Consider the following 23,529-nt stretch of genomic DNA (forward strand, 5'->3'; position numbering starts at 1 on the left):
CGGCACAAGATCTGAACGCGCTCTAAGCTGACCCCGTGACTGGCTGGGTGCCCGATGTGCTGCCCGGCTATTGGCAGTGCACAATTCCGCTCGGGCCGGATCCCGACGACGAGGGCGACATTGTCGCAACCCTGGTCGGCCGCGGTCCGCAAACAGGGAAAGCCCGCGGAGACACCACTGGGGCACACCACACGGTCCTGGCGGTGCACGGCTACACCGACTACTTCTTCCATACCGAGCTGGCCGATCACTTCGCCAACCGTGGCTTCGCGTTCTATGCACTTGACCTGCGCAAATGCGGCCGATCGCGAGCGCCCGGCCAGACGCCGCACTTCATCACCGACCTGGCCCGCTATGACACCGAACTCGAGCACTCCCTGTCCATCATCAACGAGCAGAACCGCTCGGCGAAGGTCCTGGTATACGGCCACTCCGCCGGCGGGCTCATCGTGTCGCTGTGGCTGGACCGGTTGCGCCAGCGCGGCGAGATCACCCGCGCGGGGGTCACCGGCCTGGTGCTCAATAGCCCGTTCCTGGATCTGCAAGGCCCGGCAATCCTGCGCCTGCCGCTGACCTCGGCGTTCTTCGCCGCGATGGCGCGAATGCGCCCCAAGTGGGTAGCCCGGCCACCAAAAGAAGGCGGTTACGGTTGCACGCTGCACCGGGACTATGACGGAGAGTTCGACTACAACCTGCAATGGAAACCGGTGGGCGGTTTCCCGGTCACCTTCGGCTGGATTCATGCCAGCCGTCGTGGCCACGCACGGTTACATCGCGGGATCGACGTCGGTGTGCCCAACCTGATCCTGTGTTCGGATCACACGGTACGGGAAAAGGCCGACCCGGCGACCCTGCACCGCGGCGATGCGGTTCTCGACGTCACCCATATCACCCGCTGGGCCGGCTGCATCGGCAACCGCAGCACCGTCATCGCGGTGGCGGACGCCAAACACGATGTGTTCTTGTCGCTGCCGCAACCGCGCCAGATGGCTTATCGCCGACTGGATCTCTGGTTGGACGACTACCTCGGCACACACAACGACACCGACGCTTCGGCATCGTCGGGGAAAGGGTGATGGCCCCTACAAATGGAAACGTACGACATCGCGATCATCGGAACCGGTTCGGGCAACAGCATTCTCGACGAACGCTATGCCAGCAAGCGGGCGGCGATCTGCGAGCAGGGCACCTTCGGCGGCACCTGCCTCAATGTCGGGTGCATCCCCACAAAAATGTTCGTCTACGCCGCCGAGGTGGCCAAGACCATCCGAGGCGCGTCGCGTTACGGTATCGACGCGCACATCGACCGGGTGCGATGGGACGACGTCGTCTCGCGCGTCTTCGGGCGCATCGATCCGATCGCGCTGAGCGGCGAGGACTATCGAAGGTGTGCGCCCAACATCGACGTGTACCGCACACACACCCGTTTCGGGCCGGTTCAGGCCGATGGCCGCTACCTGTTGCGCACTGACGCGGGTGAAGAGTTCACCGCCGAGCAGGTGGTGATAGCCGCCGGATCGCGGCCGGTGATTCCGCCGGCCATCCTCGCGTCCGGCGTCGACTATCACACCAGCGATACCGTCATGCGGATCGCCGAGTTGCCGGAGCACATCGTGATCGTCGGAAGCGGCTTCATTGCAGCGGAATTCGCACATGTGTTTTCCGCTCTGGGCGTACGGGTCACCCTGGTGATCCGGGGCAGCTGCTTACTACGGCATTGTGACGACACCATCTGCGAACGGTTCACCCGCATCGCATCGACCAAATGGGAGCTGCGCACCCATCGCAACGTTGTGGACGGCCAGCAGCGCGGCTCGGGCGTCGCGCTGCGGCTAGACGATGGTTGCACCATCAACGCCGACCTACTGTTGGTAGCGACAGGCCGGGTGTCCAACGCCGACCTGCTGGATGCCGAGCAGGCCGGTGTCGATGTCGAGGACGGCCGGGTGATAGTCGACGAGTACCAACGGACTTCGGCGCGTGGGGTTTTTGCGCTGGGCGATGTCTCGTCGCCGTACTTGCTCAAGCATGTCGCCAACCACGAGGCCCGCGTCGTGCAGCACAATCTGCTCTGCGACTGGGAGGACACCCAGTCGATGATCGTCACCGACCACCGATACGTACCGGCTGCGGTATTCACCGATCCTCAGATCGCTGCCGTCGGACTCACTGAAAACCAAGCTGTGGCAAAGGGACTCGATATTTCGGTCAAGATACAGGACTATGGTGACGTCGCGTACGGCTGGGCGATGGAGGACACCAGTGGAATCGTCAAGCTCATCACCGAGCGCGGCTCTGGGCGCTTACTGGGCGCACACATCATGGGTTACCAGGCATCCTCGCTCATCCAACCGTTGATCCAGGCGATGAGCTTTGGGCTGACCGCCGCCGAAATGGCCCGCGGCCAGTACTGGATTCATCCGGCGCTGCCGGAGGTGGTGGAAAACGCGCTGCTTGGCCTGCGTTGACCGCAACGGCGAGCCGTCGTCCGGCAAGCGATTTGCATCCCGTCAGCGCCTTACCTACAGTCGGGACATCGCGTTCTGCCCCGTGCTGGAAGGACCGACATGGCCAGCAGCCAGCTCGACAGGCAGAGGTCGCGGTCGGCCAAAATGAACCGCGCTCTGACAGCAGCAGAATGGTGGCGTCTGGGCCTGATGTTCGCGGTGATCGTCGCCTTGCATCTGGTTGGCTGGCTCACCGTGACGCTCTTGGTGGAGCCCGCGCGGCTCAGCTTGGGCGGCAAGGCATTCGGCATCGGCGTCGGGCTGACGGCGTACACGCTGGGCTTACGGCACGCGTTCGACGCCGACCACATCGCCGCCATCGACAACACCACCCGCAAGCTGATGAGCGACGGACACCGACCCCTTGCCGTCGGGTTCTTCTTTTCACTGGGCCACTCCACGGTGGTCTTCGGGCTGGCGGTAATGCTGGTGACCGGACTCAAGGCTATCGTCGGACCGGTCGAGAACGACTCCTCGACGCTGCATCACTACACAGGCTTGATCGGTACCAGCATTTCCGGCGCGTTCCTGTATTTGATCGGCATCCTCAACGTCATCGTCCTGGTCGGCATCGTGCGTGTCTTCGCCCACCTGCGCCGCGGCGACTACGACGAAGCCGAACTCGAACAGCAGTTGGACAACCGCGGACTGCTCATCCGGTTCCTCGGCCGCTTCACCAAGTCACTCACCAAGTCCTGGCATATGTACCCGGTCGGATTTTTGTTCGGTCTCGGGTTCGACACCGCCACCGAGATCGCGCTGTTGGTGCTGGCGGGAACCAGTGCCGCGGCCGGCCTGCCCTGGTATGCCATCCTGTGCCTGCCCGTCTTGTTCGCCGCCGGCATGTGTCTGCTGGACACCATCGACGGTTCGTTCATGAATTTCGCGTACGGCTGGGCCTTCTCCAGCCCCGTGCGCAAGATCTACTACAACATCACCGTCACCGGACTGTCGGTGGCAGTCGCACTGTTGATTGGCAGCGTTGAGCTGCTGGGCCTGATCGCCAACCAGTTGGGTTGGCAGGGCCCGTTCTGGGACTGGCTTGGCGGCCTCGACCTCAACACCGTCGGCTTCGTCGTCGTCGCGATGTTCGCGCTCACCTGGGCCATTGCCCTGCTGGTCTGGCACTACGGCCGCGTTGAAGAGCGGTGGACCCCGGCGCCCGACCGCACAACTTGACCTCGGGCGATCAACCCTAGGGCGGTGCCGCCGGAATCGAGACGGTAGCCAAGCGAGCGGTCGACGTGTTGGAAAAGATCTTCGCCGAGAACGATGTCCGCGCGAACGTCAACCGGGCGGCGTTTGAGAACAACGGGATCCGCGCGCTGGACCTGATGAGCTCACCGGGGTCGGGGAAGACGACCGTGCTGGGCGCCGCGCTCGACGAGCACGCCGACCAATTCGCAATCGGCGTTATCGAAGGCGACATCACCACCGACCTGGACGCGGCCAATGGCCGCGGCACCCAGGTGTCGCTGCTGAACAACCAGCATGGCTTTTGCGCCGAATGCCACCTCGACGCACCTATGGTCAACCGCGCCCTAGCTGGTGCGCCCGACGGAGTTCGACGTCGGTAAGCGCCAAGGCGATGGTCTCCTCGGTCACCGAGGGCAAGGACAAGCCGCTGATGTACCCGGCGACGTTCCGCTCGAGGGATGTAGTGCTGCTCGACAAGATCGACTTGGTGCCCTTTCTGGACGCCGACGTGGACGCGTATATCGCGCATGTCCGCGAGGTCAACGCAGCCGCGACGATCCTGCCGACCAGCACGCGCACCGGAGCCGGCATGGGGTCCTGGTCATGAGCCGCCGGAAACGGCTCGTCTCATCGGCTTTCACGGTGAGGCCACCGCAGCCGAAATGGACAACGTTGATCGTCTTCCGGGCCTGACAGCAATCCGACTGTGAAATGCACTACGCGACACGCTAACCCGTTGCGCAGTTCACACTCGGGGCGCGATCACAGCGGAGTGACATAGGCCGAGCTGATCCCACCGTCGACCAGGAACGTCGAAGCGGTGATGAATGATGCGTCGTCGCTGGCTAAAAACGCTACCGCAGCAGCAATTTCGTCGGGCTCGGCGAACCGGCCCAGCGGCACATGCACCATGCGGCGAGCGGCCCGTTCCGGGTTCTTGGCGAAAAGCTCTTGCAGCAGTGGGGTGTTCACCGGCCCCGGGCACAACGCGTTGACCCGGATGCCCTGCCGAGCGAATTGCACGCCCAGTTCCCGTGACATAGCCAGCACTCCACCCTTGGAGGCGGTGTAGGAGATCTGCGACGTTGCCGAACCCATCACCGCAACGAAGGACGCCGTGTTGACGATGGAGCCTTTCCCAGCAAGCACCATGTGGCGCAGGGCCGCCCGGCAGCACAAGTACACCGACTTCAGGTTGACGTCTTGTACCCGTTGCCACGCCGCGAGCTCGGTGTTTTCGATCAGATTGTCCTCGGGTGGTGAGATGCCGGCGTTGTTGAACGCAATATCTATGCGGCCGTAGGTTTCGGCTGCTCCGTCGAACAGCCCGTTGACGGCGTCCTCATCGCAAACGTCGGTTGGCACAAACAAGCCTGATAGTTCGTCAGCGGCCGCACCACCGGCCTCGACGTCGACGTCGCCGACCACGATCGTGGCGCCTTCCGCCCGCATCCGACGGCCGGCAGCCAGGCCAATACCGCTGCCACCGCCTGTGATCACCGCCACCCGGCCGGCCAGCCGTTGGCTGAGGTCCATCACATCTCCTCCCCGACGGCGATGAACACATTTTTGGTTTCGGTGAACTGCAGCGGAGCGTCCGGCCCTAGCTCGCGGCCCACACCGGACTGCTTGAAACCGCCAAACGGGGTGTTGAAGCGCACCGACGAGTGCGAGTTTACCGACAGGTTGCCGGATTCGACCGCCCGCGCCACCCGCAGCGCGCGGGACAGGTCATCGGTCCAGATCGATCCGGACAGCCCGTACGCGGTGTCGTTGGCCAGGCTGATAGCGTCGGCCTCGTCGTCGAACGTCAGCACTACAACCACCGGCCCGAAGATTTCGTCGGTGACGGTGCGGTCGCCGCGTTTGGGTGTGAGAACGGTTGGTGGAAACCAAAATCCGCGCCCAGCCGGAGCCGTACCCCGAAACGCCACCGGAGCGTCGTCGGGCACATAACCGGCGACCTTGTCACGGTGTGCGCGCGATACCAGCGGACCCATCTCGGTGGCGCGTGATCCGGGGTCCCCGACGACAATGCTGTGTACCGCCGGCTCGAGCAGCTCCATAAACCGGTCGTAAACGCTGCGCTGCACCAGGATTCGACTTCGGGCACAGCAATCCTGCCCAGCGTTGTCGAAGACCCCGGCCGGCGCGGTCGTCGCGGCGCGCTCCAGGTCGCAGTCGTGGAAGACGATGTTGGCGCTCTTGCCACCCAGTTCCAACGTCACTCGTTTGACTTGAGCCGCGGCACCGGCCATGACCCGCTTGCCGACTTCGGTGGACCCGGTGAACACGATCTTGCGAATGTCGGGGTGGGTGACGAACCGCTCCCCGACCACCGTGCCCTTTCCCGGCAACACCTGCAGCAGGTCTTCGTCCAGACCCGCCTCGACGGCCAGCTCACCGAGCCGCATCGTGGTCAGCGGCGTCAGTTCGGCGGGTTTGACCAGCACCGCGTTGCCGGCGGCCAGCGCCGGCGCGATGGCCCAGGACGCGATCACCATCGGGAAATTCCATGGCGTGATCACACCGACCACGCCCATCGGTTCGTTGAAAGTGACGTCCACCCCGCCGGCAACGGGAATCTGCCTGCCGGACAACCGTTCCGGGCTGGCGGCATAGAACGCCAACACGTCACGCACGTGGCCGGCTTCCCACTCGGCCGACACGATCGGATGTCCGGAATTGGCTACCTCGAGCGCGGCCAGTTCGTCGAGGTGGGCTTGCACGGCTGCCGCGAATGCGCGCAGGCCGGCCGCCCGCTGCGCCGGTGCCAACCGTGCCCAGCGCCGCTGCGCTGCTCGCGCGCGTTGCACGGCGTCGTCCACCGCGTTGGCGTCGGTGTGGTCAACTGAGGCCAGCACTTCCTCGGTGGCGGGATTGATCAGTTGCGTGGTACTCATCGTGGCTCCGCTTGGCTCTGCCGGCCCGCGTATCCGCTGGCGGCGTCCACCAACGCCTTAAACAGCCGCAGATCGTCCAACGACTTCTCCGGATGCCACTGCACCGCTAGTACGAACGTGTCCCCAGGTAGCTCCAGCGCCTCGATTACCCCGTCGACATCCACCGCACTGACCACCAGGCCCTCACCGACCTGGTCGATGGCTTGGTGGTGGTAGCACGGCACGTCGGCGGATTCGCCGATCAGCTCGGCCAACCGGGTGCCCGATGCGGTGTGGACCGGCAACCTGGTGAAGACCCCGTTGCCCGCCCGATGCCCGCTATGGCCAAGGATGTCGGGCAGGTGCTGGTGCAGCGTGCCGCCGAGCGCGACGTTGAGCACCTGGGTGCCGCGACAGATGCCCAACACGGGCATCCCCCGCTGAAGCGCGCCCCGCAATAGCGCGAACTCCCAAGCGTCGCGGCCCGGGCGAGGGTGATCGGTGGCCGGATGCGGCTCCTGGCCATAAGCTGCCGGGTCCAGGTCGTAGCCCCCGGTGATCACCAGAGCGTGCAGGCTGTCCAGCACGCAGCCGACGCTCTCGGGGTCGACCGGCTGCGGCGGCAGCAGTACCGCAACACCCCCGGCCATGGTGATGCCTTCGAAGTAATCGGCGGGCAGATAACCCGCAGGAATATCCCAAACCCCGGTGCGCACCTGCTCCAGATAAGCCGTCAGGCCAACCACCGGGCGACTCGCGCCCAGTGGCGATCGCAAGCGCGGCGAAGCCGGGCGCAGCGGGTCGCCACCATCGGACACAGGCGATCGCAAGCGCGGCGAAGCCGGGCGCAGCGGGTCGCCACCATCGGACACAGGCGATCGCAAGCGCGGCGAAGCCGGGCGCAGCGGGTCGCCACCATCGGACCTAGAGGCGCTCAAATCCACGTATCCTCTCCCAATCGGTGACCGCCGCGTTGAACGCCGCCAGCTCCACACGCGCGTTGTTCAGGTAGTGCGCGACAACATCCTCGCCGAACGCCTCGCGCACCAGCGCAGAATCCTCGAACAGCACCGCGGCGTCGGCCAGCGTAACCGGCAGCCGTTCGACATCGGCGCCTTGGTAGGCGTTGCCGACACAGGGCTCGGGCAGCTGAAGGCCCCGCTCGATACCGTACAACCCTCCAGCAATGAGAGCCGCCACCGCCAGGTACTGGTTGACATCACCGCCGGGAACCCGGCATTCGACCCGGATGTTTTGCCCGTGGCCAACCACCCGCAGGGCGCAGGTGCGATTGTCCAGCCCCCAAGCCAGCGCCGTCGGCGCGAAACTGCTATCGGCAAATCGCTTGTAGGAGTTAATGGTCGGCGCATAGCACAGCGTGAATTCGCGCAACGTGGCCAACTGGCCGGCGACGAAGCTGCGGAACATCGACGACATGCCGTGCGGCCCGTTACTGTCGGCAAACACCGCGGAGCCATCCGTGCCACGCAGCGAGACATGGATGTGACAGCTATTACCTTCGCGTTCATCGTATTTCGCCATGAACGTTAGGCTCTTGCCGTGCTGGTCGGCGATTTCCTTGGCGCCGTTCTTGTAGATCGCATGGTTGTCGCAGGTGACCAGCGCCTCGTCGTAACGAAACCCGATCTCCTGCTGGCCCATGTTGCATTCGCCTTTGACCGCCTCGAATCGCAGACCCGCACCGGCCATACCCAACCGGATGTCGCGCAGCAACGGCTCCATCCGCGAGGATGCCAATATCGCGTAGTCGATGTTGTAGTCGCTGGCCGGGGTCAGCCCGCGATACCCGCTGGCCCATGCCTGGCGATACGGCTGGTCGAACACGATGAACTCCAGCTCGGTGGCCACATCGGCGACCAGTCCGCGCGCCTTGAGCCGATCGAGCTGACGGCGCAGAATGCTGCGCGGCGAGACGGCGACCTCGCTGCCGTCGGCCCAGACCAGGTCGGCGATCACCAGCGCCGTTCCCGGTAGCCAAGGAATCAGCCGCAGAGTGGACAAGTCCGGCGTCATCACCATATCGCCGTAGCCGGTGTCCCAACTGGCCATCGCATAGCCGGGCACCGTGTTCAGGTCGACGTCCACGGCCAGCAGATAACTGCAGCACTCGACGCCGCGGGTGGCTATGTCGTCGACGAAATGCCGGCCCGATATCCGTTTGCCGGCCAGCCGGCCCTGCATGTCGGTGAACGCGACGATGACGGTGTCGACGTCACCGGCCGCGACCAGTCGCTCCAACTCGGTCCACGCCAACGGCGGCGAACCGGGGCCGGTCACCGCACTTCCTCCCACACCATGGCCGCTAGTCAACCATCTATAGGCTCCGGGCCCACATGCTGGCTGTCGCGGGCACCGCGAACCGCCGGAGCCGGCGAGTAGACGCGAAAGAACATGATGGGCGCTGGTGCCCATCATGTTCTTTTGCGCCTACTCGCGCTACAGACAGGTCAGGATCTCGACGCCGGTATCGGTAACCAGCAGGGTGTGTTCGAACTGTGCGGTCCACTTGCGGTCCTTGGTGACCACCGTCCAACCGTCGTCCCAGATTTCGTAGTCCAGTGCGCCCAAGTTGATCATCGGCTCGATGGTGAAGGTCATCCCCGGCTGCATGATGGTCTCGACAGCGGGCTGGTCGTAGTGCAAGACGACCAGCCCGTTGTGGAACGTCGTGCCGATGCCATGACCAGTGAAGTCTCGAACCACGTTGTACCCGAACCGATTTGCATACGACTCGATGACACGACCGATAACGGACAACGCCCGCCCGGGCTTGACGGTGTTGATCGCACGCATGGTCGCTTCGCGGGTCCGGTCAACGAGCAACCGGTGTTCGTCTGCGACATCGCCGGCCGGAAACGTCGCGTTGGTGTCACCGTGCACCCCACCGATGTAGGCGGTGACGTCGATGTTGACGATGTCGCCGTCGGTGATCACCGTCGAGTCGGGGATTCCATGGCAGATGACCTCGTTGAGGGACGTGCAGCACGACTTCGGGAATCCCTTGTAGCCCAGCGTTGATGGGTAGGCGCCGTTGTCGACCAGGTATTCGTGCGCGATCCGGTCGAGTTCGTCGGTGGTTACCCCGGGCGCGACCGCCTTGCCCGCCTCGGCCAACGCACCTGCGGCGATCCGGCCTGCCACGCGCATCTTCTCGATGACCTCAGGTGTCTGCACCCACGGCTCGCTGCCCTCTTGGGCGGCCGGTTTGCCGACGTATTCGGGGCGCGCGATCCAGTTGGGCACCGGCCGTGTCGGGGACAGCACGCCGGGGGAGAGCGCGGTACGACTAGGCATCCCGCTAGCTTAGCCGGGCAAATTTTGGCCGCGCCCGGCTATCAGCCCCGGTGTCGGCGCAGCAGTGCGCGCCGCGGTCCCTTGATGACCACCGACCCGCACACCATCCGACCGGTCAACACGACATGCGGTGTTCCTTCCGCCGGTGCGTCCTTGCGGCGGTCGCTCGCGCTACCCACATAGACCTCGACGTCGTCGATCGACGCACTGGCGCCGTTGGGCAGCCGGACCTCAAGTGAGCCGAACATCATATCGAGTTCGATCACCACCACCGGCCCCGCGAAACGGGCCTTGACGAGGTCGAGTTCGATTGACCCCAGCCGACGCACCAGCGCCAGCCGGGTGGGCACGATCCATTCGCCGTGGCGTTTCAGGGAGCCGGCCCAGCCGCGCAGCTCCACCCGGTCGGCCGCGGACGTGACGATCGCGCCAGGCCTGGGCAGGTCACCGACCAGCCCATCCAGCTCGCTTCGCGTACACGCGAAGGAAACCCGTGACGAGCGCTGCTCGAACTCGTCGATGTTGATAAGCCCGAGCGCCACGGCGTTGTGCAGTCGTCGCATTGTGCCGTTGCGGTCGGCGTCCGAGACCCGCAACGCCACCATGTCCCCACCGGTCTCCGTCATGGCCCATTCCCGAGAGTTCTGGCACGGCTTCAACGGCGAACTTCGCCTACCCCCCGCAACTTACCGCTGTTGAAAGGCCGCCGAAAACCTAGCAGTTTAGGTAATCCTTTCCGACGAAGAGCGGGAGGCGTTCCGGCAGCAAGCCGCAGCCCAGCAGATGTCCCTCAGTAACTGGCTGCGTCAAGCGGGGCTCAGGCAGCTCGAGGCACAGCGACAACGTCCCCTGCGCACCGCCCAGGAATTGCGCGAGTTCTTTGCGTCACGGCCCGACGAGACAGGGGCAGAACCTGATTGGCAGGCGCATCTGCAGGTGATGGCTGAATCGCGCCGTCGCGGCCTGCCGGCGCCATGATCTTCGTCGATACCAACGTCTTCATGTATGCGGTCGGTCGCGATCACCCATTGCGGATGCCCGCCCGTGAGTTCCTCGAGCACAGCCTCGAACACCAAGACCGCCTTGTCACGTCAGCCGAGGCCATGCAGGAATTGCTGAACGCGTATGTGCCCGTCGGGCGGAACTCGACGCTGGACTCAGCATTGACCTTGGTGCGGGCGCTGACGGAAATCTGGCCCGTCGAGGCGGCCGACGTCGCGCATGCGCGAACCCTGCACCACCGCCACCCCGGTCTGGGCGCGCGCGATCTGCTACACCTGGCATGCTGCCAGCGTCGCGGTGTCACGCGGATCAAGACGTTCGACCACACACTGGCCAGCGCATTCCGATCATGACGCGTCCGTGTGGGCGCGAGCGTCCGCAGTTGTACGGCCCTAACGGCGTGTCGTCGTACAAACGAGGAGGGGCGAGCCGCGCTACGCCAGGTACCCCGGCGGCAGCGATTCGAACATCACCTTGGTCATCCGCACCGCGTATTCCGAGCTACCGCCCCCGACGATCAGCGACGCAAATGCCAGATCGCCACGGTACCCGGCGAACCAGGAATGCGATCCGCCCGGGAATTCGGCTTCGCCGGTCTTACCGAACACCTCGCCACAGCCAGCGATCTCCTTGGCGGTGCCATTGGTCACCACCAACCGCATCATGGGCCGCAGCGCGTCGATCATCTTCTGGCTGATCGGTGTGGCATCGCCTTCGACGGCCGTCGGCCGGCCGGCGATCAGCTGTGGAACCGGGGTCTTCCCGGCGGCTACCGTCGCCGCCACCAAGGCCATGCCGAACGGGCTGGCCAGCACCTTGCCCTGGCCGAAACCGTCCTCGGTGCGTTCGGCCAGGTCCACCGTCGGCGGCACCGAACCGGTCACCGTGGTGATGCCGTCCACCTGGTAGTCAAGCCCGATCCCGTACCGCCGGGCCGCCTGAGTCAGACCGCGGGGAGGCAGCCTGCTGCTCAGCTCGGCGAAGGTGGTGTTGCAGGAACTGGCAAACGCGCGTGACATCGGCACCACGCCCAGATCAAAGCCACCGTAGTTGGGAATGGTGCGATGCCCGATGTCGATCTCCCCGGGGCAACCCAGCAGCGTCTCAGGGGTAGCCAGGTCACGCTCGACGGCCGCACCGGCGGTGATCATCTTGAATGTCGACCCGGGTGGATATAGACCGGTGGTCGCGACCGGACCGTCCGCATCGGCCCCGGCGTTCTGCGCGATCGCCAGGATCTCGCCGGTCGACGGCTTGATCACGACGATCATCGCCTTGCCGCCCCGGGTGTTCACCGCGTGTTGCGCGGCGTTTTGCACGACCCGATCCAACGTGATCGAAACCGACGACGCAGGTGATGGGGCGACCTCGTGCAGCACCGAGACGTCGACGCCATTTTGGTTGACGCTCACCACCCGCCAACCCGCCTTGCCGTCGAGTTCATCGACGACGGCCTTCTTGACATCGTTGAGGACCGCCGGCGCGAAGTGCTTGTCGGTCGGGAGCAGCTCGGCCTGCGGTGTGATCACCACGCCAGGCAGCTGCCCGATCGCCGCGGCCACCCGGTTGCTGTCGTCGGCGTGCAACGTGACCAGGTCCAACGGCTGGGTCGACGAGCTGGCCTGTTCGGCCAGCAGCTGCGGATCATTGAGCGTGTCGTCGAAGGGGTGCAGCGCGCCCACCACCGCGTGTGCCGTGCCGAAGAGCTCGCGGCCGGCCTGGCCGGCGTCCAGCGAGTAGTGATACAGATAGCCCGGCACCAGCACATCGGTGCCGCCGACTTCGTTCACCGAGGCGCGCCGCGGCGGGTCGGCTCGTAGCGCGAACGTTTGATGTTCGCCTAGCTTGGGATGCAACCCGCTGGTGGTCCAGCGAACGTGCCAACGCCCTTCGTCGCGGGCCATCTTCAGCTGGCCGTCATAGGTCCAGATTCGGTCCTTGGGCAGATGCCAGCTGAAGCGATAAGCGACCGTACCGGTGTCCTCGGCGTACTTGGCGCTGAGAACCTGCGCATCCAGGTGGGCGGCCTGCAGCCCCGCCCAGGCCGCGTTCAGCGCTTCGCGCGCCTCGTTGGGGTTGTCGCTGAGCTGGGCGGCGGAGGCGGTGTCACCGATGGCCAGCGCGGCGAAGAACTTTTCGGCCGCCGGACCGGGCCCTTGGGGACGCGGGGTGCAGCCCGACATGGCGACGACCGCAAGCAGCAGCAAACCTGAGGTGGCTGAGGCTAATGTTGTTTTAGTTACCATCGTTGCTGATGTTAAGAACTGTGACGGAGACACCGGCCGCGACACACCGAGACCGAACCGTTACGCCGAGACTAGGTCGCGAATGGAACACCACCGCGAAAATCGTGGCCAGAAATCGCAACCACGTTACGCTCGCGACCGCTCAATCGAGCAAGGCGCCGACCGCAAGCACCAGCAAACCTGAGACGCCGCGCACAAAGTGCGAAACCACTGGAAGGTGAGCCCTAATTTAGGGCTGAGCAGGACCTGTATAACGGCCTAGTATGGCGGTATGCGGATACTGCCGATTTCGACGATCAAGGGCAAGCTCAATGAGTTCGTCGACGCGGTCTCGTCGACACAGGACCAGATCACCATCACCAAGAACGGTGCACCCGCAGCCGTTCTGGTCGGCGCCGACGAGTGGGAATCGTTGCAGGAGACGCTGTACTGGCTGGCGCAACCCGGAATCAGGGAGTCGATCGCTGAAGCCGACGCCGACATTGCCTCCGGCCGCACCTACGGCGAAGACGAGATCCGCGCCGAATTCGGCGTCCCGCGACGCCCCCACTGAGCGGTGCCTTACACCGTGCGGTTCACCACAACCGCGCGTCGAGACCTCCACAAGCTGCCACCGCGCATCCTCGCGGCAGTGGTCGAATTCGCGTTCGGCGATCTGTCGCGCGAGCCCCTGCGGGTGGGCAAGCCCCTTCGGCGCGAGTTGGCCGGCACGTTCAGCGCGCGTCGCGGAACGTACCGCCTGCTGTACCGGATTGACGACGAGCACACAACGGTAGTGATCCTGCGCGTCGATCACCGCGCGGACATCTACCGCCGATAGCAACTCACCGACGGGCGCTCTGCCGTCCGACGGCAGCCATGACTGAGATCGGTCGGCCGGGCGGCTCCGAAAAGACCTGAACAGAACCTCAGGATTCCTATGCTCCCAATGTGGCGGCAATCACGAAGAAGCTAATCCTCGGCCAGATCCGGGAAGTGGCTGAGGCGAACGACGGCCGACCGCCCGGCTGTGAGCGCTTTGCCGCCGAGACCGGAATTCCAGCAAGCGCGTGGCGTGGACGGTATTGCTAACCCATTCTTTCAAGACCGACGATCCTGTTGGCATCGAGAGGTACTGGCAGCGCCGACACTTGCCAGACCGCATCGCCGTGCACAGGACGTCGTCAGCGCTGATATGCCCGCAGCTCGGCGCTCAGTCCAGCAACACCGTCGCGAACGTGCCGATCTCCTTAAAGCCCACCCGGGCGTAGGCGGCACGGGCCACCGTGTTGAAGCTGTTCACATACAGGCTGGCGATGCGCCCGCTGCCGACGATCACTGCGGCCAACGTTGCGGTACCAGCCGTGCCCAGACCGATACCGCGCCACTCCGGATGAACCCAGACCCCCTGGATCTGCCCGACGGCCGGAGATTGCGATCCCACTTCGGCCTTGAAGATCACTTGACCGTGCTCGAATCGGGCCCACGCGCGTCCGGCCGCGATGAGGCCGGCCACCCGGCGACGATAGCCGCGACCACCGTCTCCGAGCCGAGGGTCGACGCCGACTTCGCCGATGAACATGTCGACGGCGGCCACCAGGTAGGAGTCCAGTTCCTCGGGCCGTACCTGGCGTACGCCGGTGTCGATAGCGCAGCTGGGGTGAGTAGCCAGGGCCATCAGCGGTTGGTTGTCGCGGACATCCCGCGCCGGACCCCACACCGGCTCGAGCCGCTGCCACATCGGCAACACCAGGTCGGCCCTGCCGACCAGTGACGAACACCGTCGCGGCGTGCTCATCGCCACGTCGGCGAACGCATTCAGGTCGATCGGTCCGCCGCGCAGCGGGATGAGGTTGGCACCGGCGAAACACAGGGATTCGTGCGCGCCGCGTCGGGTCCACAGCTCCCCGCCAATCGCATTGGGATCGATGCCATGGTCTGCGACCCGGGCGGCGACCATGCACGATTCGATCGGGTCGTCGTCGAGTACCCGCCACACGGCGGCGGCGTCACGCACCACGGACACTTGCCGCTCGCCGACAAGCCGAGAGATGGGCGGAGCCGACATCTGCGAACTCCCTTTGGTGGGAACTGACGGCCACTGAATGAAAAGCTGACCCCTATCAGCTTACGGTCACAATAGGCGAACCGCTCGGTGTCGCGCCCGGATCTTGCTCGCCCATTTCGGCGGCCAGCCGCATCGCCTCCTCGATCAGCGTCTCGACGATCTGTGCTTCGGGCACGGTCTTGATCACTTCGCCCCGTACAAAGATCTGACCTTTGCCGTTGCCGGACGCCACGCCCAGGTCGGCCTCACGTGCTTCACCCGGACCATTGACGACACACCCCATCACGGCCACCCGCAACGGCACATCGAGACCATCCAGGCCGGCGGTTACCTCGTTGGCCAGGGTGTAGACGTCGACTTGCGCGCGACCGCACGACGGGCAAGACACGATCTCGAGCGAACGCGGCCGCAGGTTCAACGACTCGAGAACCTGATTGCCCACCTTGACTTCCTCGACCGGCGGGGCCGACAACGACACCCGGATGGTGTCGCCTATGCCCCGCGACAGCAACGCGCCGAAGGCAACCGCGGACTTGATGGTGCCCTGGAAAGCAGGGCCGGCCTCGGTGACACCGAGGTGCAGTGGGTAGTCGCACCGTGCAGCAAGCAGCTCGTAGGCGGCGACCATCACCACCGGGTCGTTGTGCTTGACGCTGATCTTGATGTCACCGAAGCCATGCTCCTCGAAAAGCGAAGCCTCCCACAGCGCCGACTCAACCAGCGCCTCGGGCGTGGCTTTGCCATACTTCTCCATGAACCGTTTGTCCAGCGAACCGGCGTTGACACCGATTCGGATCGGGATCCCGGCCGCACCCGCCGCCTTGGCGACCTCACCCACCCGGCCGTCAAACTCCTTGATGTTGCCCGGGTTGACCCGCACCGCGGCACATCCAGCGTCGATGGCGGCGAATATGTAGCGCGGCTGGAAATGTATGTCCGCGACTACCGGGATCTGGCTGTGCCGGGCGATCTCGGCCAGCGCGTCGGCGTCCTCCTGGCGCGGGCAGGCCACCCGCACGATGTCGCATCCGGCCGCGGTCAGCTCGGCGATTTGTTGCAATGTCGAGTTGACGTCGTGGGTTTTGGTGGTGCACATCGATTGCACCGAGACCGGATGGTCACTGCCCACGCCGACGTTGCCGACCATCAGCTGACGGGTGGCGCGCCGGGGAGCGAGCGTGGGTGCCGGGGGCTGCGGCATGCCCAAGCCTACAGTCACTGAAAATCCTTTCTACCTACTGGAAAAGCCTAATCGGGTTGACCAGGTCGGCGGTGACGGTCAAGAGCATGTACCCGACGACAAGAACCAAGACCACATAGGTCGCCGGCAAGAGTTTGAGGTAATTCACCGGTGCGGCCGCCACCTTGCCACGAGCCGACCGGACCATGTTGCGGATCCTCTCGAACACCGCGACGGCAATATGGCCGCCATCGAACGGCAGCAACGGCAGCAGGTTGATCGCAGCCAGGATGAGGTTCAGCTGGGCCAAGAAGAACCAGAACGCCACCCACAGCCCATGGTCGACGGTGTCGCCGCCGATGATGCTGGCGCCCACCACACTTATCGGCGTCTGCGGGTCACGCTGCCCGCCGCCGATCGCCCGCACCAGCGCACCTACCTTGGTCGGGAGGGCGGCCAGCGCCTTGCCCACCTCCACGGTCAGGTCGCCGGTGACCGCGAATGTGGCCGGCATGGCGGAGAACACGCCGTAGCGCACAGGCCCGACCCGGGCGGCGCCCACCCCAATCGCACCGACCGTTGCCGGCTGGAGCTCACCGCCCTGCCCGTTAGGGATCCAGCGTTGGGTGGATTCGATGTCCACGTAGGTAACAATCGCGGTGCCGTCACGCTCGACAACGATCGGGACGCTGCCGTGTGACTTGCGCACCGCGGCGGCCATCTCGTCGAAACTGGACACCGGGGTGTCACCGACCTTGACCACGACGTCACCGGAGCGAATTCCGGCCAGCGCCGCCGGACCGGGCCCGGTGCACTGCTCGAGCTTGCCCTGGCTCACTTCCTGTGCAACGCAGCCAGTTTCGCCGATTACGGCCCTGGTTGGCGGATGCAGGTTAGGCAGCCCCCAGACCAGCGCGATGGCATAGATCAGCACCAGGCAGATAGCGAGGTTCATTCCGGGCCCGGCGAATAACACTGCGACCCGCTTCCAGGTGGCCTGCTTGTACATCGCACGGTCACGTTCGTCGGGGTCGAGTTCCTCGACCGGGGTCATGCCGGCGATGTCACAGAAGCCGCCCAGCGGAACGGCTTTGACACCGTATTCGGTCTCGCCGCGCCGGGTCGACCACAACGTGGGGCCAAAGCCGACGAAATAGCGACGTACCTTCATCCCGGTGCGGCGCGCGACCCACATGTGACCACATTCGTGCAGGGCCACCGAAATCAGGATCGCGAGCGCGAACAGCACAATGCCGGTAACAAACATCATCGAGGTGTCAGGACCTTTCTAACGTCGATGCGTGTCGACCCGCTGCGCCCGGCTTCGCCGTGCTTGCGATCGCCACCGAAGCCATACCAGATACCGCGCGCTGCGCTCGCTCGCGGGCCCAGCGCTGCGCGTCGAGTACGTCATCCACGGTAGCGGGTTCGACGGCCCATTGGTCGGCAGCGTGCAACACGTCGGCGATGATGCCGACGATGGCCGGGAAGCCGATCCGGCCAGCAAGGAACGCCGCTGCTGCTTCTTCGTTCGCCGCATTGTAAACCGCGGTCATGCAGCCACCGGCTACGCCGGCCTGCCGGGCCAACTCGACCGCGGGGAAGACGTCGGTGTCCAACGGCTCGAACTCCCAGCTCGACGCGGTATGGAAATCACAGGCAGCAGCGGCGCCGCTGACCCGACGCGGCCAGCCCAGCGCTAACGAAATCGGTAGCTTCATGTCCGGGGGACTGGCCTGGGCGATCGTCGAACCGTCGATGAAGGTGACCATCGAATGGATGATCGACTGGGGGTGCACCACGACATCGATGCGGTCGTAGGGGATGCCGAACAGCAGGTGGGTTTCGATGACCTCAAGTCCCTTGTTGACCAGCGACGCCGAATTCAGCGTGTTCATCGGGCCCATCGACCACGTAGGATGCGCGCCAGCCTGCTCGGGGGTGACATGCTCGAGGTCGGCCGCGGACCAGCCCCGAAACGGCCCTCCCGAGGCCGTCAGCACCAGCTTGGCGACCTCGTCGGGAGTGCCGCCGCGCAGGCACTGGGCCAGCGCGGAGTGTTCGGAGTCGACCGGCACGATCTGACCGGGCCGCGCCGCCCGCAGCACCAGCGAACCACCGGCGACCAGCGATTCCTTGTTGGCCAGCGCCAGCCGGGCACCCGTCTTGAGCGCGGCCAACGTCGGTCGCAGGCCCAACGCGCCGACCAGCGCATTGAGGACGACGTCGGCCTCGGTCTGCTCGACCAGCCGGGTGGCGGCGTCGGATCCGTGGTAGGGGATGTCGCCGACCCGCTGCGCCGCGTGCTCGTCAGCGACGGCAATATTGGTCACCCCGGTCTGCGCACGTTGTCGCAGCAACGTGTCCAGATGGGCGCCGCCAGCGGCCAGCCCGACTACCTCGAAACGGTCCGGATTGTCGGCGATGACCTGAAGCGCCTGGGTGCCGATCGAGCCGGTACTGCCCAGCACCACCACCCGCAACCGGCCGTCAGCGCGCCCGTCGGTCGAGTTGGTCACCTCATCATTGTGCGCCACCACCTCGTTGTCACCGCGCCGCCGGATCACGACGCGTCCACCGGTAGCCACACTTCCCCGTGGAATGCAATCGTCTTGATGCCTGCGCTTGATGCTAAGATGCCATGCGTGCGCACGACGATCCGTATCGATGACGAGCTGTACCGCGAGGTGAAAGCAAAGGCCGCTCGTTCCGGGCGTACCGTGGCCGCGGTTCTTGAAGATGCGGTGCGGCGTGGTCTCAACCCGCCTAAGCCGCAGGCCGCCGGCCGTTATCGAGTCCAGCCGTCGGGTAAGGGCGGCCTGCGGCCCGGTGTCGATCTATCGTCCAACGCCGCACTTGCCGAAGCGATGAACGACGGCGTGTCGGTCGATGCTGTGCGTTGATGTCAACGTGCTCGTTTACGCGCATCGGGCAGACCTACGGGAGCACGCGGACTATCGGGGTTTGCTTGAGCGGCTGGCCAACGATGACGAGCCGCTGGGTCTACCAGATAGCGTGCTCGCCGGCTTCATCCGGGTGGTTACCAACCGCCGCGTCTTCACCGAGCCGACGAGCCCACAGGACGCATGGCAGGCAGTCGACGCCCTACTCGCGGCACCCGCAGCCATGCGACTTCGGCCTGGCGAGCGCCACTGGATGGCCTTTCGGCAGTTAGCGTCCGATGTTGATGCGAACGGCAACGACATTGCGGACGCGCACCTGGCCGCCTACGCGCTAGAGAACAACGCAACCTGGTTGAGCGCCGACCGCGGCTTTGCCCGTTTCCGTCGACTGCGCTGGCGTCATCCGTTGGACGGTCAGACCCATCTATAACCGGCCCCACTCCGAATCACTGGTGTCCACCCAGGAGGACGGCGTTCAACGCCGCCGCAGAAGCAAAGGAATCGAAGCGATGATCAACGTTCAGGCCAAACCGGCCGCAGCAGCGAGCCTCGCAGCCATCGCGATTGCGTTCTTAGCGGGTTGTTCGAGCACCAAACCCGTGTCGCAAGACACCAGCCCGAAACCGGCGACCAGCCCGGCGGCGCCCGTTACCACGGCGGCAATGGCTGACCCCGCAGCGGACCTGATTGGTCGTGGGTGCGCGCAATACGCGGCGCAAAATCCCACCGGTCCCGGATCGGTGGCCGGAATGGCGCAAGACCCGGTCGCTACCGCGGCTTCCAACAACCCGATGCTCAGTACCCTGACCTCGGCTCTGTCGGGCAAGCTGAACCCGGATGTGAATCTGGTCGACACCCTCAACGGCGGCGAGTACACCGTTTTCGCCCCCACCAACGCCGCATTCGACAAGCTGCCGGCGGCCACTATCGATCAACTCAAGACTGACGCCAAGCTGCTCAGCAGCATCCTGACCTACCACGTGATAGCCGGCCAGGCGAGTCCGAGCAGGATCGACGGCACCCATCAGACCCTGCAAGGTGCCGACCTGACGGTGATAGGCGCCCGCGACGACCTCATGGTCAACAACGCCGGTTTGGTATGTGGCGGAGTTCACACCGCCAACGCGACGGTGTACATGATCGATACGGTGCTGATGCCCCCGGCACAGTAACGTTCGGCGCGGTCAAGGCGAGGCAGCCCGTGTAGGCGGTTTGCCTCGCTCATCCGGCGGCTTCGTGCCGATAGATCACGTGATATCCCAAGCGCATGACGGTGACACCGCGCCCAGCGCAAGCCGATCCCCGCAGCATGCCTGCTGAAGTCGCGTCTCGCGAACTGCGCAACAACACCGCCGGGCTGCTACGGCGCGTGCAGGCCGGCGAAGACATCACCATCACTGCCAACGGCAAACCCGTTGCGCTGCTGACCGCAGGCAGCCCGCACGGCGCCGATGGTTGAGTCGAGACGAGCTGCTGCGGCGGCTTCGGCATACGCAAGCAGATGCGGGATTGCACCCGCGACCTCGCAACGCTCACTGGCGACACCACCGACGATCTCGGTCCCGTCCGGTGAGGGCCGCTGCCGTTGCCACGTCGCAAGGGGTGCCGGTCGTGACCCACGACGGCGACTTCGACGCCGTCGATGGTGTGGCCGATGTGGCTATCATTCGCATCTGACGGGTGGCGAGTTCGACGTGAACCGACTCTGTCAACAGCGCTCGCGTGAGCGGTCCTGCCAACTCGTTGCCGTCCCGGCAGATCCAAGACCTAAACGGCAACGAATAACCGATGTGTTGACCCTCGCACTAGTCGGCTTCCTCGGCGGCCTCATCACCGGAATATCACCATGCATTCTGCCGGTCCTGCCAGTAATCTTCTTCTCCGGCGCGCAGAGCGTCGATGCAGCGCAGGTGGCGAAACCCGAAGGCGCCGTAGCAGTCCGGCGCAAACGTGCGCTATCAGCGACATTGCGGCCCTACCGGGTGATCGGTGGTCTGGTGCTCAGTTTCGGCATGGTCACCCTGCTCGGCTCGGCATTGCTGTCAGTGCTGCATCTACCGCAGGACGCCATCCGCTGGGCCGCACTGGTCGCCTTGGTGGCAATCGGCGCCGGCCTCATTTTCCCGCGGTTTGAACAACTTCTGGAAAAACCGTTCTCCCGTATTCCGCAGAAGCAAATCGTCACTCGCAGCAACGGTTTCGGGCTGGGTCTAGCCCTGGGCGTGTTGTATGTCCCCTGCGCCGGCCCGATTCTAGCTGCGATCGTCGTGGCCGGGGCTACTGCCACCATCGGGTTGGGAACCGTCGTGCTCACCGCGACATTCGCACTCGGAGCCGCGTTGCCGTTGTTGTTCTTCGCCCTCGCCGGCCAACGGATAGCTGAGCGGGTGGGCGCTTTTCGGCGCCGCCAGCGTGAGATCAGGATCGCCACCGGTTCCGTGACGATCCTGCTGGCGGTGGCGTTGGTGTTCGATCTGCCGGCCGCGCTGCAGCGGGCTATTCCTGACTACACCGCATCGCTGCAGCAGCAGATCAGCACCGGCACGGAGATACGGGAACAACTGAACCTTGGCGGCATCGTCAACGCCCAGAACGCACAGCTGTCGAATTGCAGCGACGGGGCCGCACAACTCGAAAGCTGCGGCACTGCACCAGATCTCAAAGGCATCACCGGCTGGCTCAACACGCCCGGCAACAAGCCGATCGACCTGAAATCATTGCGTGGCAAGGTGGTGCTGATTGACTTTTGGGCCTACTCCTGCATTAACTGCCAACGGGCCATCCCCCACGTCGTCGGTTGGTATCAGGCCTACAAAGACAGTGGTTTGGCGGTCATCGGCGTGCACACCCCCGAGTACGCTTTCGAGAAGGTCCCGGGCAACGTCGCCAAAGGCGCGGCCAATCTGGGCATCAGCTATCCGATTGCGCTCGACAACAACTACGCCACTTGGACCAACTACCGGAATCGCTATTGGCCCGCCGAGTATCTGATCGACGCTACCGGGACGGTGCGGCACATCAAGTTCGGAGAAGGCGATTACAACGTCACCGAGACGTTGGTCAGGCAGTTGCTCAACGATGCCAAGCCCGGCGTCAAACTCCCCCAGCCCAGCAGCACCACCACGCCCGACCTTACCCCGCGGGCCGCACTTACTCCCGAGACGTACTTCGGAGTCGGCAAGGTGGTCAACTACGGCGGCGGCGGCGCATATGACGAAGGGTCGGCCGTGTTTGACTACCCGCCCAGTTTGGCAGCCAACAGCTTTGCACTGCGCGGCCGGTGGGCGCTGGACTATCAGGGTGCCACGTCCGACGGCAACGACGCCGCTATCAAATTGAATTACCACGCCAAAGACGTCTACATCGTTGTCGGTGGCACCGGCACCCTCACGGTCGTGAGGGACGGAAAGCCAGCCACACTACCGATCAGCGGGCCGCCGACCACCCATCAGGTGGTCGCCGGCTATCGGCTGGCGTCCGAAACACTTGAGGTGCGGCCCAGCAAGGGGCTACAGGTTTTTTCCTTCACCTACGGATGAATATCCATCCAAGACCCGGACGGCTCCGAAGAAATCATGTCGGGGGTAGCGAGACGGCACAAGCCGCCGTCTCCGGCAGCGAAGGAGTGAACGGCATGAAGGTAAAGAACACAATTGCGGCAACCAGTTTCGCGGCGGCCGGCCTGGCGGCTCTGGCGGTGGCTGTCTCACCGCCGGCGGCCGCAGGCGATCTGGTGGGCCCGGGCTGCGCGGAATACGCGGCAGCCAATCCCACTGGGCCGGCCTCGGTGCAGGGAATGTCGCAGGACCCGGTCGCGGTGGCGGCCTCGAACAATCCGGAGTTGACAACGCTGACGGCTGCACTGTCGGGCCAGCTCAATCCGCAAGTAAACCTGGTGGACACCCTCAACAGCGGTCAGTACACGGTGTTCGCACCGACCAACGCGGCATTTAGCAAGCTGCCGGCATCCACGATCGACGAGCTCAAGACCAATTCGTCACTGCTGACCAGCATCCTGACCTACCACGTAGTGGCCGGCCAAACCAGCCCGGCCAACGTCGTCGGCACCCGTCAGACCCTCCAGGGCGCCAGCGTGACGGTGACCGGTCAGGGTAACAGCCTCAAGGTCGGTAACGCCGACGTCGTCTGTGGTGGGGTGTCTACCGCCAACGCGACGGTGTACATGATTGACAGCGTGCTAATGCCTCCGGCGTAATCGTCCGCGGAGGCCGCCGACCCGCCCGAGAGCG

23 protein-coding genes and 4 other annotated features are annotated in these 23,529 nt (G+C 64.8%); of the genes, 12 read left to right on the top strand and 11 right to left on the bottom strand.

Translation table 11 applies throughout. The features are described from left to right. The first annotated feature begins 35 nt into the window (after nt 1-35). From Rv2854 to nicT, 3 genes are all read left to right on the top strand, one after another. Nucleotides 36-1,076 carry a hypothetical protein gene (locus Rv2854; RefSeq protein NP_217370.1) on the top strand — a complete coding sequence of 347 codons (1,041 nt, stop codon included), beginning with the start codon at nt 36-38 and terminating at the stop codon, nt 1,074-1,076. A 12-nt stretch (nt 1,077-1,088) separates the two neighbouring features. Continuing rightward, entirely contained in the window at nt 1,089-2,468 is a 1,380-nt protein-coding gene (gene mtr, locus Rv2855) for a mycothione reductase (RefSeq protein ID YP_177910.1), read from the top strand. A gap of 99 nt (nt 2,469-2,567) precedes the next feature. After that, a complete protein-coding gene (nicT, locus tag Rv2856) occupies nt 2,568-3,686 on the top strand; it encodes a nickel-transport integral membrane protein NicT (RefSeq protein ID NP_217372.1) in 1,119 nt (372 codons plus the stop codon). A gap of 780 nt (nt 3,687-4,466) precedes the next feature. Here the strand turns inward: nicT and Rv2857c are convergent. From Rv2857c to Rv2862c, 6 genes are all read right to left on the bottom strand, one after another. Beyond that, nucleotides 4,467-5,243 (bottom strand): 3-oxoacyl-ACP reductase, encoded by a 777-nt coding sequence (locus Rv2857c; protein ID NP_217373.1) that lies wholly within the window; start codon nt 5,241-5,243, stop codon nt 4,467-4,469. Further along, complete coding sequence (gene aldC, locus Rv2858c; RefSeq protein ID NP_217374.1) at nt 5,240-6,607, bottom strand: aldehyde dehydrogenase AldC; 1,368 nt, start codon at nt 6,605-6,607, stop codon at nt 5,240-5,242. Before aldC ends, Rv2857c begins: the two co-directional genes overlap by 4 nt. Continuing rightward, a complete protein-coding gene (locus tag Rv2859c) occupies nt 6,604-7,530 on the bottom strand; it encodes a glutamine amidotransferase (protein NP_217375.1) in 927 nt (308 codons plus the stop codon). The genes aldC and Rv2859c overlap by 4 nt, the downstream gene beginning before the upstream one ends. Continuing rightward, nucleotides 7,352-7,402 (bottom strand) — a repeat region (51 bp direct repeat 1,GTCCGATGGTGGCGACCCGCTGCGCCCGGCTTCGCCGCGCTTGCGATCGCC). It overlaps the preceding gene by 51 nt. Further along, nucleotides 7,406-7,456 (bottom strand) — a repeat region (51 bp direct repeat 2,GTCCGATGGTGGCGACCCGCTGCGCCCGGCTTCGCCGCGCTTGCGATCGCC). Continuing rightward, nucleotides 7,460-7,500, bottom strand: a repeat region ((41 bp) part of 51 bp direct repeat 3,GGCGACCCGCTGCGCCCGGCTTCGCCGCGCTTGCGATCGCC). Continuing rightward, on the bottom strand, nt 7,511-8,884 hold the full coding sequence (glnA4, locus tag Rv2860c; protein NP_217376.1) for a glutamine synthetase: 1,374 nt from the start codon (nt 8,882-8,884) through the stop codon (nt 7,511-7,513). The genes Rv2859c and glnA4 overlap by 20 nt, the downstream gene beginning before the upstream one ends. Nucleotides 8,885-9,043: 159 nt before the next feature. After that, a complete protein-coding gene (gene mapB, locus Rv2861c; protein YP_177911.1) occupies nt 9,044-9,901 on the bottom strand; it encodes a methionine aminopeptidase in 858 nt (285 codons plus the stop codon). Between the two features lie 41 nt (nt 9,902-9,942). Next, complete coding sequence (locus tag Rv2862c; protein ID NP_217378.1) at nt 9,943-10,527, bottom strand: hypothetical protein; 585 nt, start codon at nt 10,525-10,527, stop codon at nt 9,943-9,945. Between the two features lie 103 nt (nt 10,528-10,630). On the opposite strand from Rv2862c, the gene vapB23 reads away from it, so the two are divergent. Together vapB23 and vapC23 are read left to right on the top strand one after the other, a co-directional pair. Next, entirely contained in the window at nt 10,631-10,879 is a 249-nt protein-coding gene (vapB23, locus tag Rv2862A) for an antitoxin VapB23 (protein YP_007411570.1), read from the top strand. Next, nucleotides 10,876-11,256 carry a ribonuclease VapC23 gene (gene vapC23, locus Rv2863; protein ID NP_217379.1) on the top strand — a complete coding sequence of 127 codons (381 nt, stop codon included), beginning with the start codon at nt 10,876-10,878 and terminating at the stop codon, nt 11,254-11,256. Before vapB23 ends, vapC23 begins: the two co-directional genes overlap by 4 nt. Nucleotides 11,257-11,337: 81 nt before the next feature. Here the strand turns inward: vapC23 and Rv2864c are convergent, their stop codons facing one another. After that, complete coding sequence (locus tag Rv2864c; RefSeq protein ID NP_217380.1) at nt 11,338-13,149, bottom strand: penicillin-binding lipoprotein; 1,812 nt, start codon at nt 13,147-13,149, stop codon at nt 11,338-11,340. Nucleotides 13,150-13,420: 271 nt separating this feature from the next. On the opposite strand from Rv2864c, the gene relF reads away from it, so the two are divergent. After that, complete coding sequence (gene relF, locus Rv2865) at nt 13,421-13,702, top strand: antitoxin RelF (RefSeq protein NP_217381.1); 282 nt, start codon at nt 13,421-13,423, stop codon at nt 13,700-13,702. A gap of 3 nt (nt 13,703-13,705) precedes the next feature. Then, entirely contained in the window at nt 13,706-13,969 is a 264-nt protein-coding gene (relG, locus tag Rv2866; protein ID NP_217382.1) for a toxin RelG, read from the top strand. 372 nt (nt 13,970-14,341) lie between these two features. On the opposite strand, the gene Rv2867c is transcribed toward relG, so the two are convergent. The 4 genes from Rv2867c to dxr all read right to left on the bottom strand — a co-directional run bounded on the left by Rv2867c (nt 14,342) and on the right by dxr (nt 18,895). Then, on the bottom strand, nt 14,342-15,196 hold the full coding sequence (locus Rv2867c; RefSeq protein NP_217383.1) for a GCN5-like N-acetyltransferase: 855 nt from the start codon (nt 15,194-15,196) through the stop codon (nt 14,342-14,344). Between the two features lie 55 nt (nt 15,197-15,251). Next, complete coding sequence (gene gcpE, locus Rv2868c; protein NP_217384.1) at nt 15,252-16,415, bottom strand: 4-hydroxy-3-methylbut-2-en-1-yl diphosphate synthase (flavodoxin); 1,164 nt, start codon at nt 16,413-16,415, stop codon at nt 15,252-15,254. 16 nt (nt 16,416-16,431) lie between these two features. Continuing rightward, the gene (rip, locus tag Rv2869c; RefSeq protein NP_217385.1) at nt 16,432-17,646 is read right to left on the bottom strand and encodes a zinc metalloprotease; all 1,215 of its coding nucleotides are present in this window, start codon (nt 17,644-17,646) and stop codon (nt 16,432-16,434) included. A 7-nt stretch (nt 17,647-17,653) separates the two neighbouring features. Beyond that, entirely contained in the window at nt 17,654-18,895 is a 1,242-nt protein-coding gene (dxr, locus tag Rv2870c; RefSeq protein ID NP_217386.2) for a 1-deoxy-D-xylulose 5-phosphate reductoisomerase, read from the bottom strand. Continuing rightward, nucleotides 17,678-17,720: a repeat region ((43 bp) part of 51 bp direct repeat,GTGTCGACCCGCTGCGCCCGGCTTCGCCGTGCTTGCGATCGCC. This region is a possible MT-complex-specific genomic island (See Becq et al., 2007).), on the top strand. It overlaps the preceding gene by 43 nt. Nucleotides 18,896-19,021: 126 nt before the next feature. Between dxr and vapB43 the strand changes: the two genes are divergently transcribed. The 5 genes from vapB43 to mpt70 all read left to right on the top strand — a co-directional run bounded on the left by vapB43 (nt 19,022) and on the right by mpt70 (nt 23,495). After that, the gene (gene vapB43 / locus Rv2871; RefSeq protein ID NP_217387.1) at nt 19,022-19,279 is read left to right on the top strand and encodes an antitoxin VapB43; all 258 of its coding nucleotides are present in this window, start codon (nt 19,022-19,024) and stop codon (nt 19,277-19,279) included. After that, on the top strand, nt 19,266-19,709 hold the full coding sequence (vapC43, locus tag Rv2872; RefSeq protein NP_217388.1) for a ribonuclease VapC43: 444 nt from the start codon (nt 19,266-19,268) through the stop codon (nt 19,707-19,709). The genes vapB43 and vapC43 overlap by 14 nt, the downstream gene beginning before the upstream one ends. Nucleotides 19,710-19,788: 79 nt before the next feature. Further along, entirely contained in the window at nt 19,789-20,451 is a 663-nt protein-coding gene (mpt83, locus tag Rv2873; RefSeq protein ID NP_217389.1) for a cell surface lipoprotein, read from the top strand. Nucleotides 20,452-20,730: 279 nt separating this feature from the next. Then, nucleotides 20,731-22,818 carry an integral membrane C-type cytochrome biogenesis protein DipZ gene (dipZ, locus tag Rv2874; RefSeq protein ID NP_217390.1) on the top strand — a complete coding sequence of 696 codons (2,088 nt, stop codon included), beginning with the start codon at nt 20,731-20,733 and terminating at the stop codon, nt 22,816-22,818. 95 nt (nt 22,819-22,913) lie between these two features. Beyond that, nucleotides 22,914-23,495: a major secreted immunogenic protein Mpt70 gene (gene mpt70 / locus Rv2875; RefSeq protein ID NP_217391.1), complete on the top strand. Its 582-nt coding sequence runs from the start codon at nt 22,914-22,916 to the stop codon at nt 23,493-23,495. Nucleotides 23,496-23,529: the final 34 nt, after the last annotated feature.

The organism is Mycobacterium tuberculosis H37Rv, assembly GCF_000195955.2.
Lineage (GTDB): Bacteria > Actinomycetota > Actinomycetes > Mycobacteriales > Mycobacteriaceae > Mycobacterium > Mycobacterium tuberculosis.

What these genes read in the sequence shown, in the direction of transcription:
- mtr (YP_177910.1), top strand. Translation starts at nt 1,089, where the DNA reads ATGGAAACGTACGACATCGCGATCATCGGAACCGGTTCGGGCAACAGC.
- nicT (NP_217372.1), top strand. Translation starts at nt 2,568, where the DNA reads ATGGCCAGCAGCCAGCTCGACAGGCAGAGGTCGCGGTCGGCCAAAATG.
- aldC (NP_217374.1), bottom strand. Translation starts at nt 6,607, where the DNA reads ATGAGTACCACGCAACTGATCAATCCCGCCACCGAGGAAGTGCTGGCC.
- mapB (YP_177911.1), bottom strand. Translation starts at nt 9,901, where the DNA reads ATGCCTAGTCGTACCGCGCTCTCCCCCGGCGTGCTGTCCCCGACACGG.
- Rv2862c (NP_217378.1), bottom strand. Translation starts at nt 10,527, where the DNA reads ATGACGGAGACCGGTGGGGACATGGTGGCGTTGCGGGTCTCGGACGCC.
- vapC23 (NP_217379.1), top strand. Translation starts at nt 10,876, where the DNA reads ATGATCTTCGTCGATACCAACGTCTTCATGTATGCGGTCGGTCGCGAT.
- Rv2864c (NP_217380.1), bottom strand. Translation starts at nt 13,149, where the DNA reads ATGGTAACTAAAACAACATTAGCCTCAGCCACCTCAGGTTTGCTGCTG.
- relF (NP_217381.1), top strand. Translation starts at nt 13,421, where the DNA reads ATGCGGATACTGCCGATTTCGACGATCAAGGGCAAGCTCAATGAGTTC.
- Rv2867c (NP_217383.1), bottom strand. Translation starts at nt 15,196, where the DNA reads ATGTCGGCTCCGCCCATCTCTCGGCTTGTCGGCGAGCGGCAAGTGTCC.
- rip (NP_217385.1), bottom strand. Translation starts at nt 17,646, where the DNA reads ATGATGTTTGTTACCGGCATTGTGCTGTTCGCGCTCGCGATCCTGATT.
- vapC43 (NP_217388.1), top strand. Translation starts at nt 19,266, where the DNA reads ATGCTGTGCGTTGATGTCAACGTGCTCGTTTACGCGCATCGGGCAGAC.
- mpt83 (NP_217389.1), top strand. Translation starts at nt 19,789, where the DNA reads ATGATCAACGTTCAGGCCAAACCGGCCGCAGCAGCGAGCCTCGCAGCC.
- dipZ (NP_217390.1), top strand. Translation starts at nt 20,731, where the DNA reads ATGGTTGAGTCGAGACGAGCTGCTGCGGCGGCTTCGGCATACGCAAGC.
- mpt70 (NP_217391.1), top strand. Translation starts at nt 22,914, where the DNA reads ATGAAGGTAAAGAACACAATTGCGGCAACCAGTTTCGCGGCGGCCGGC.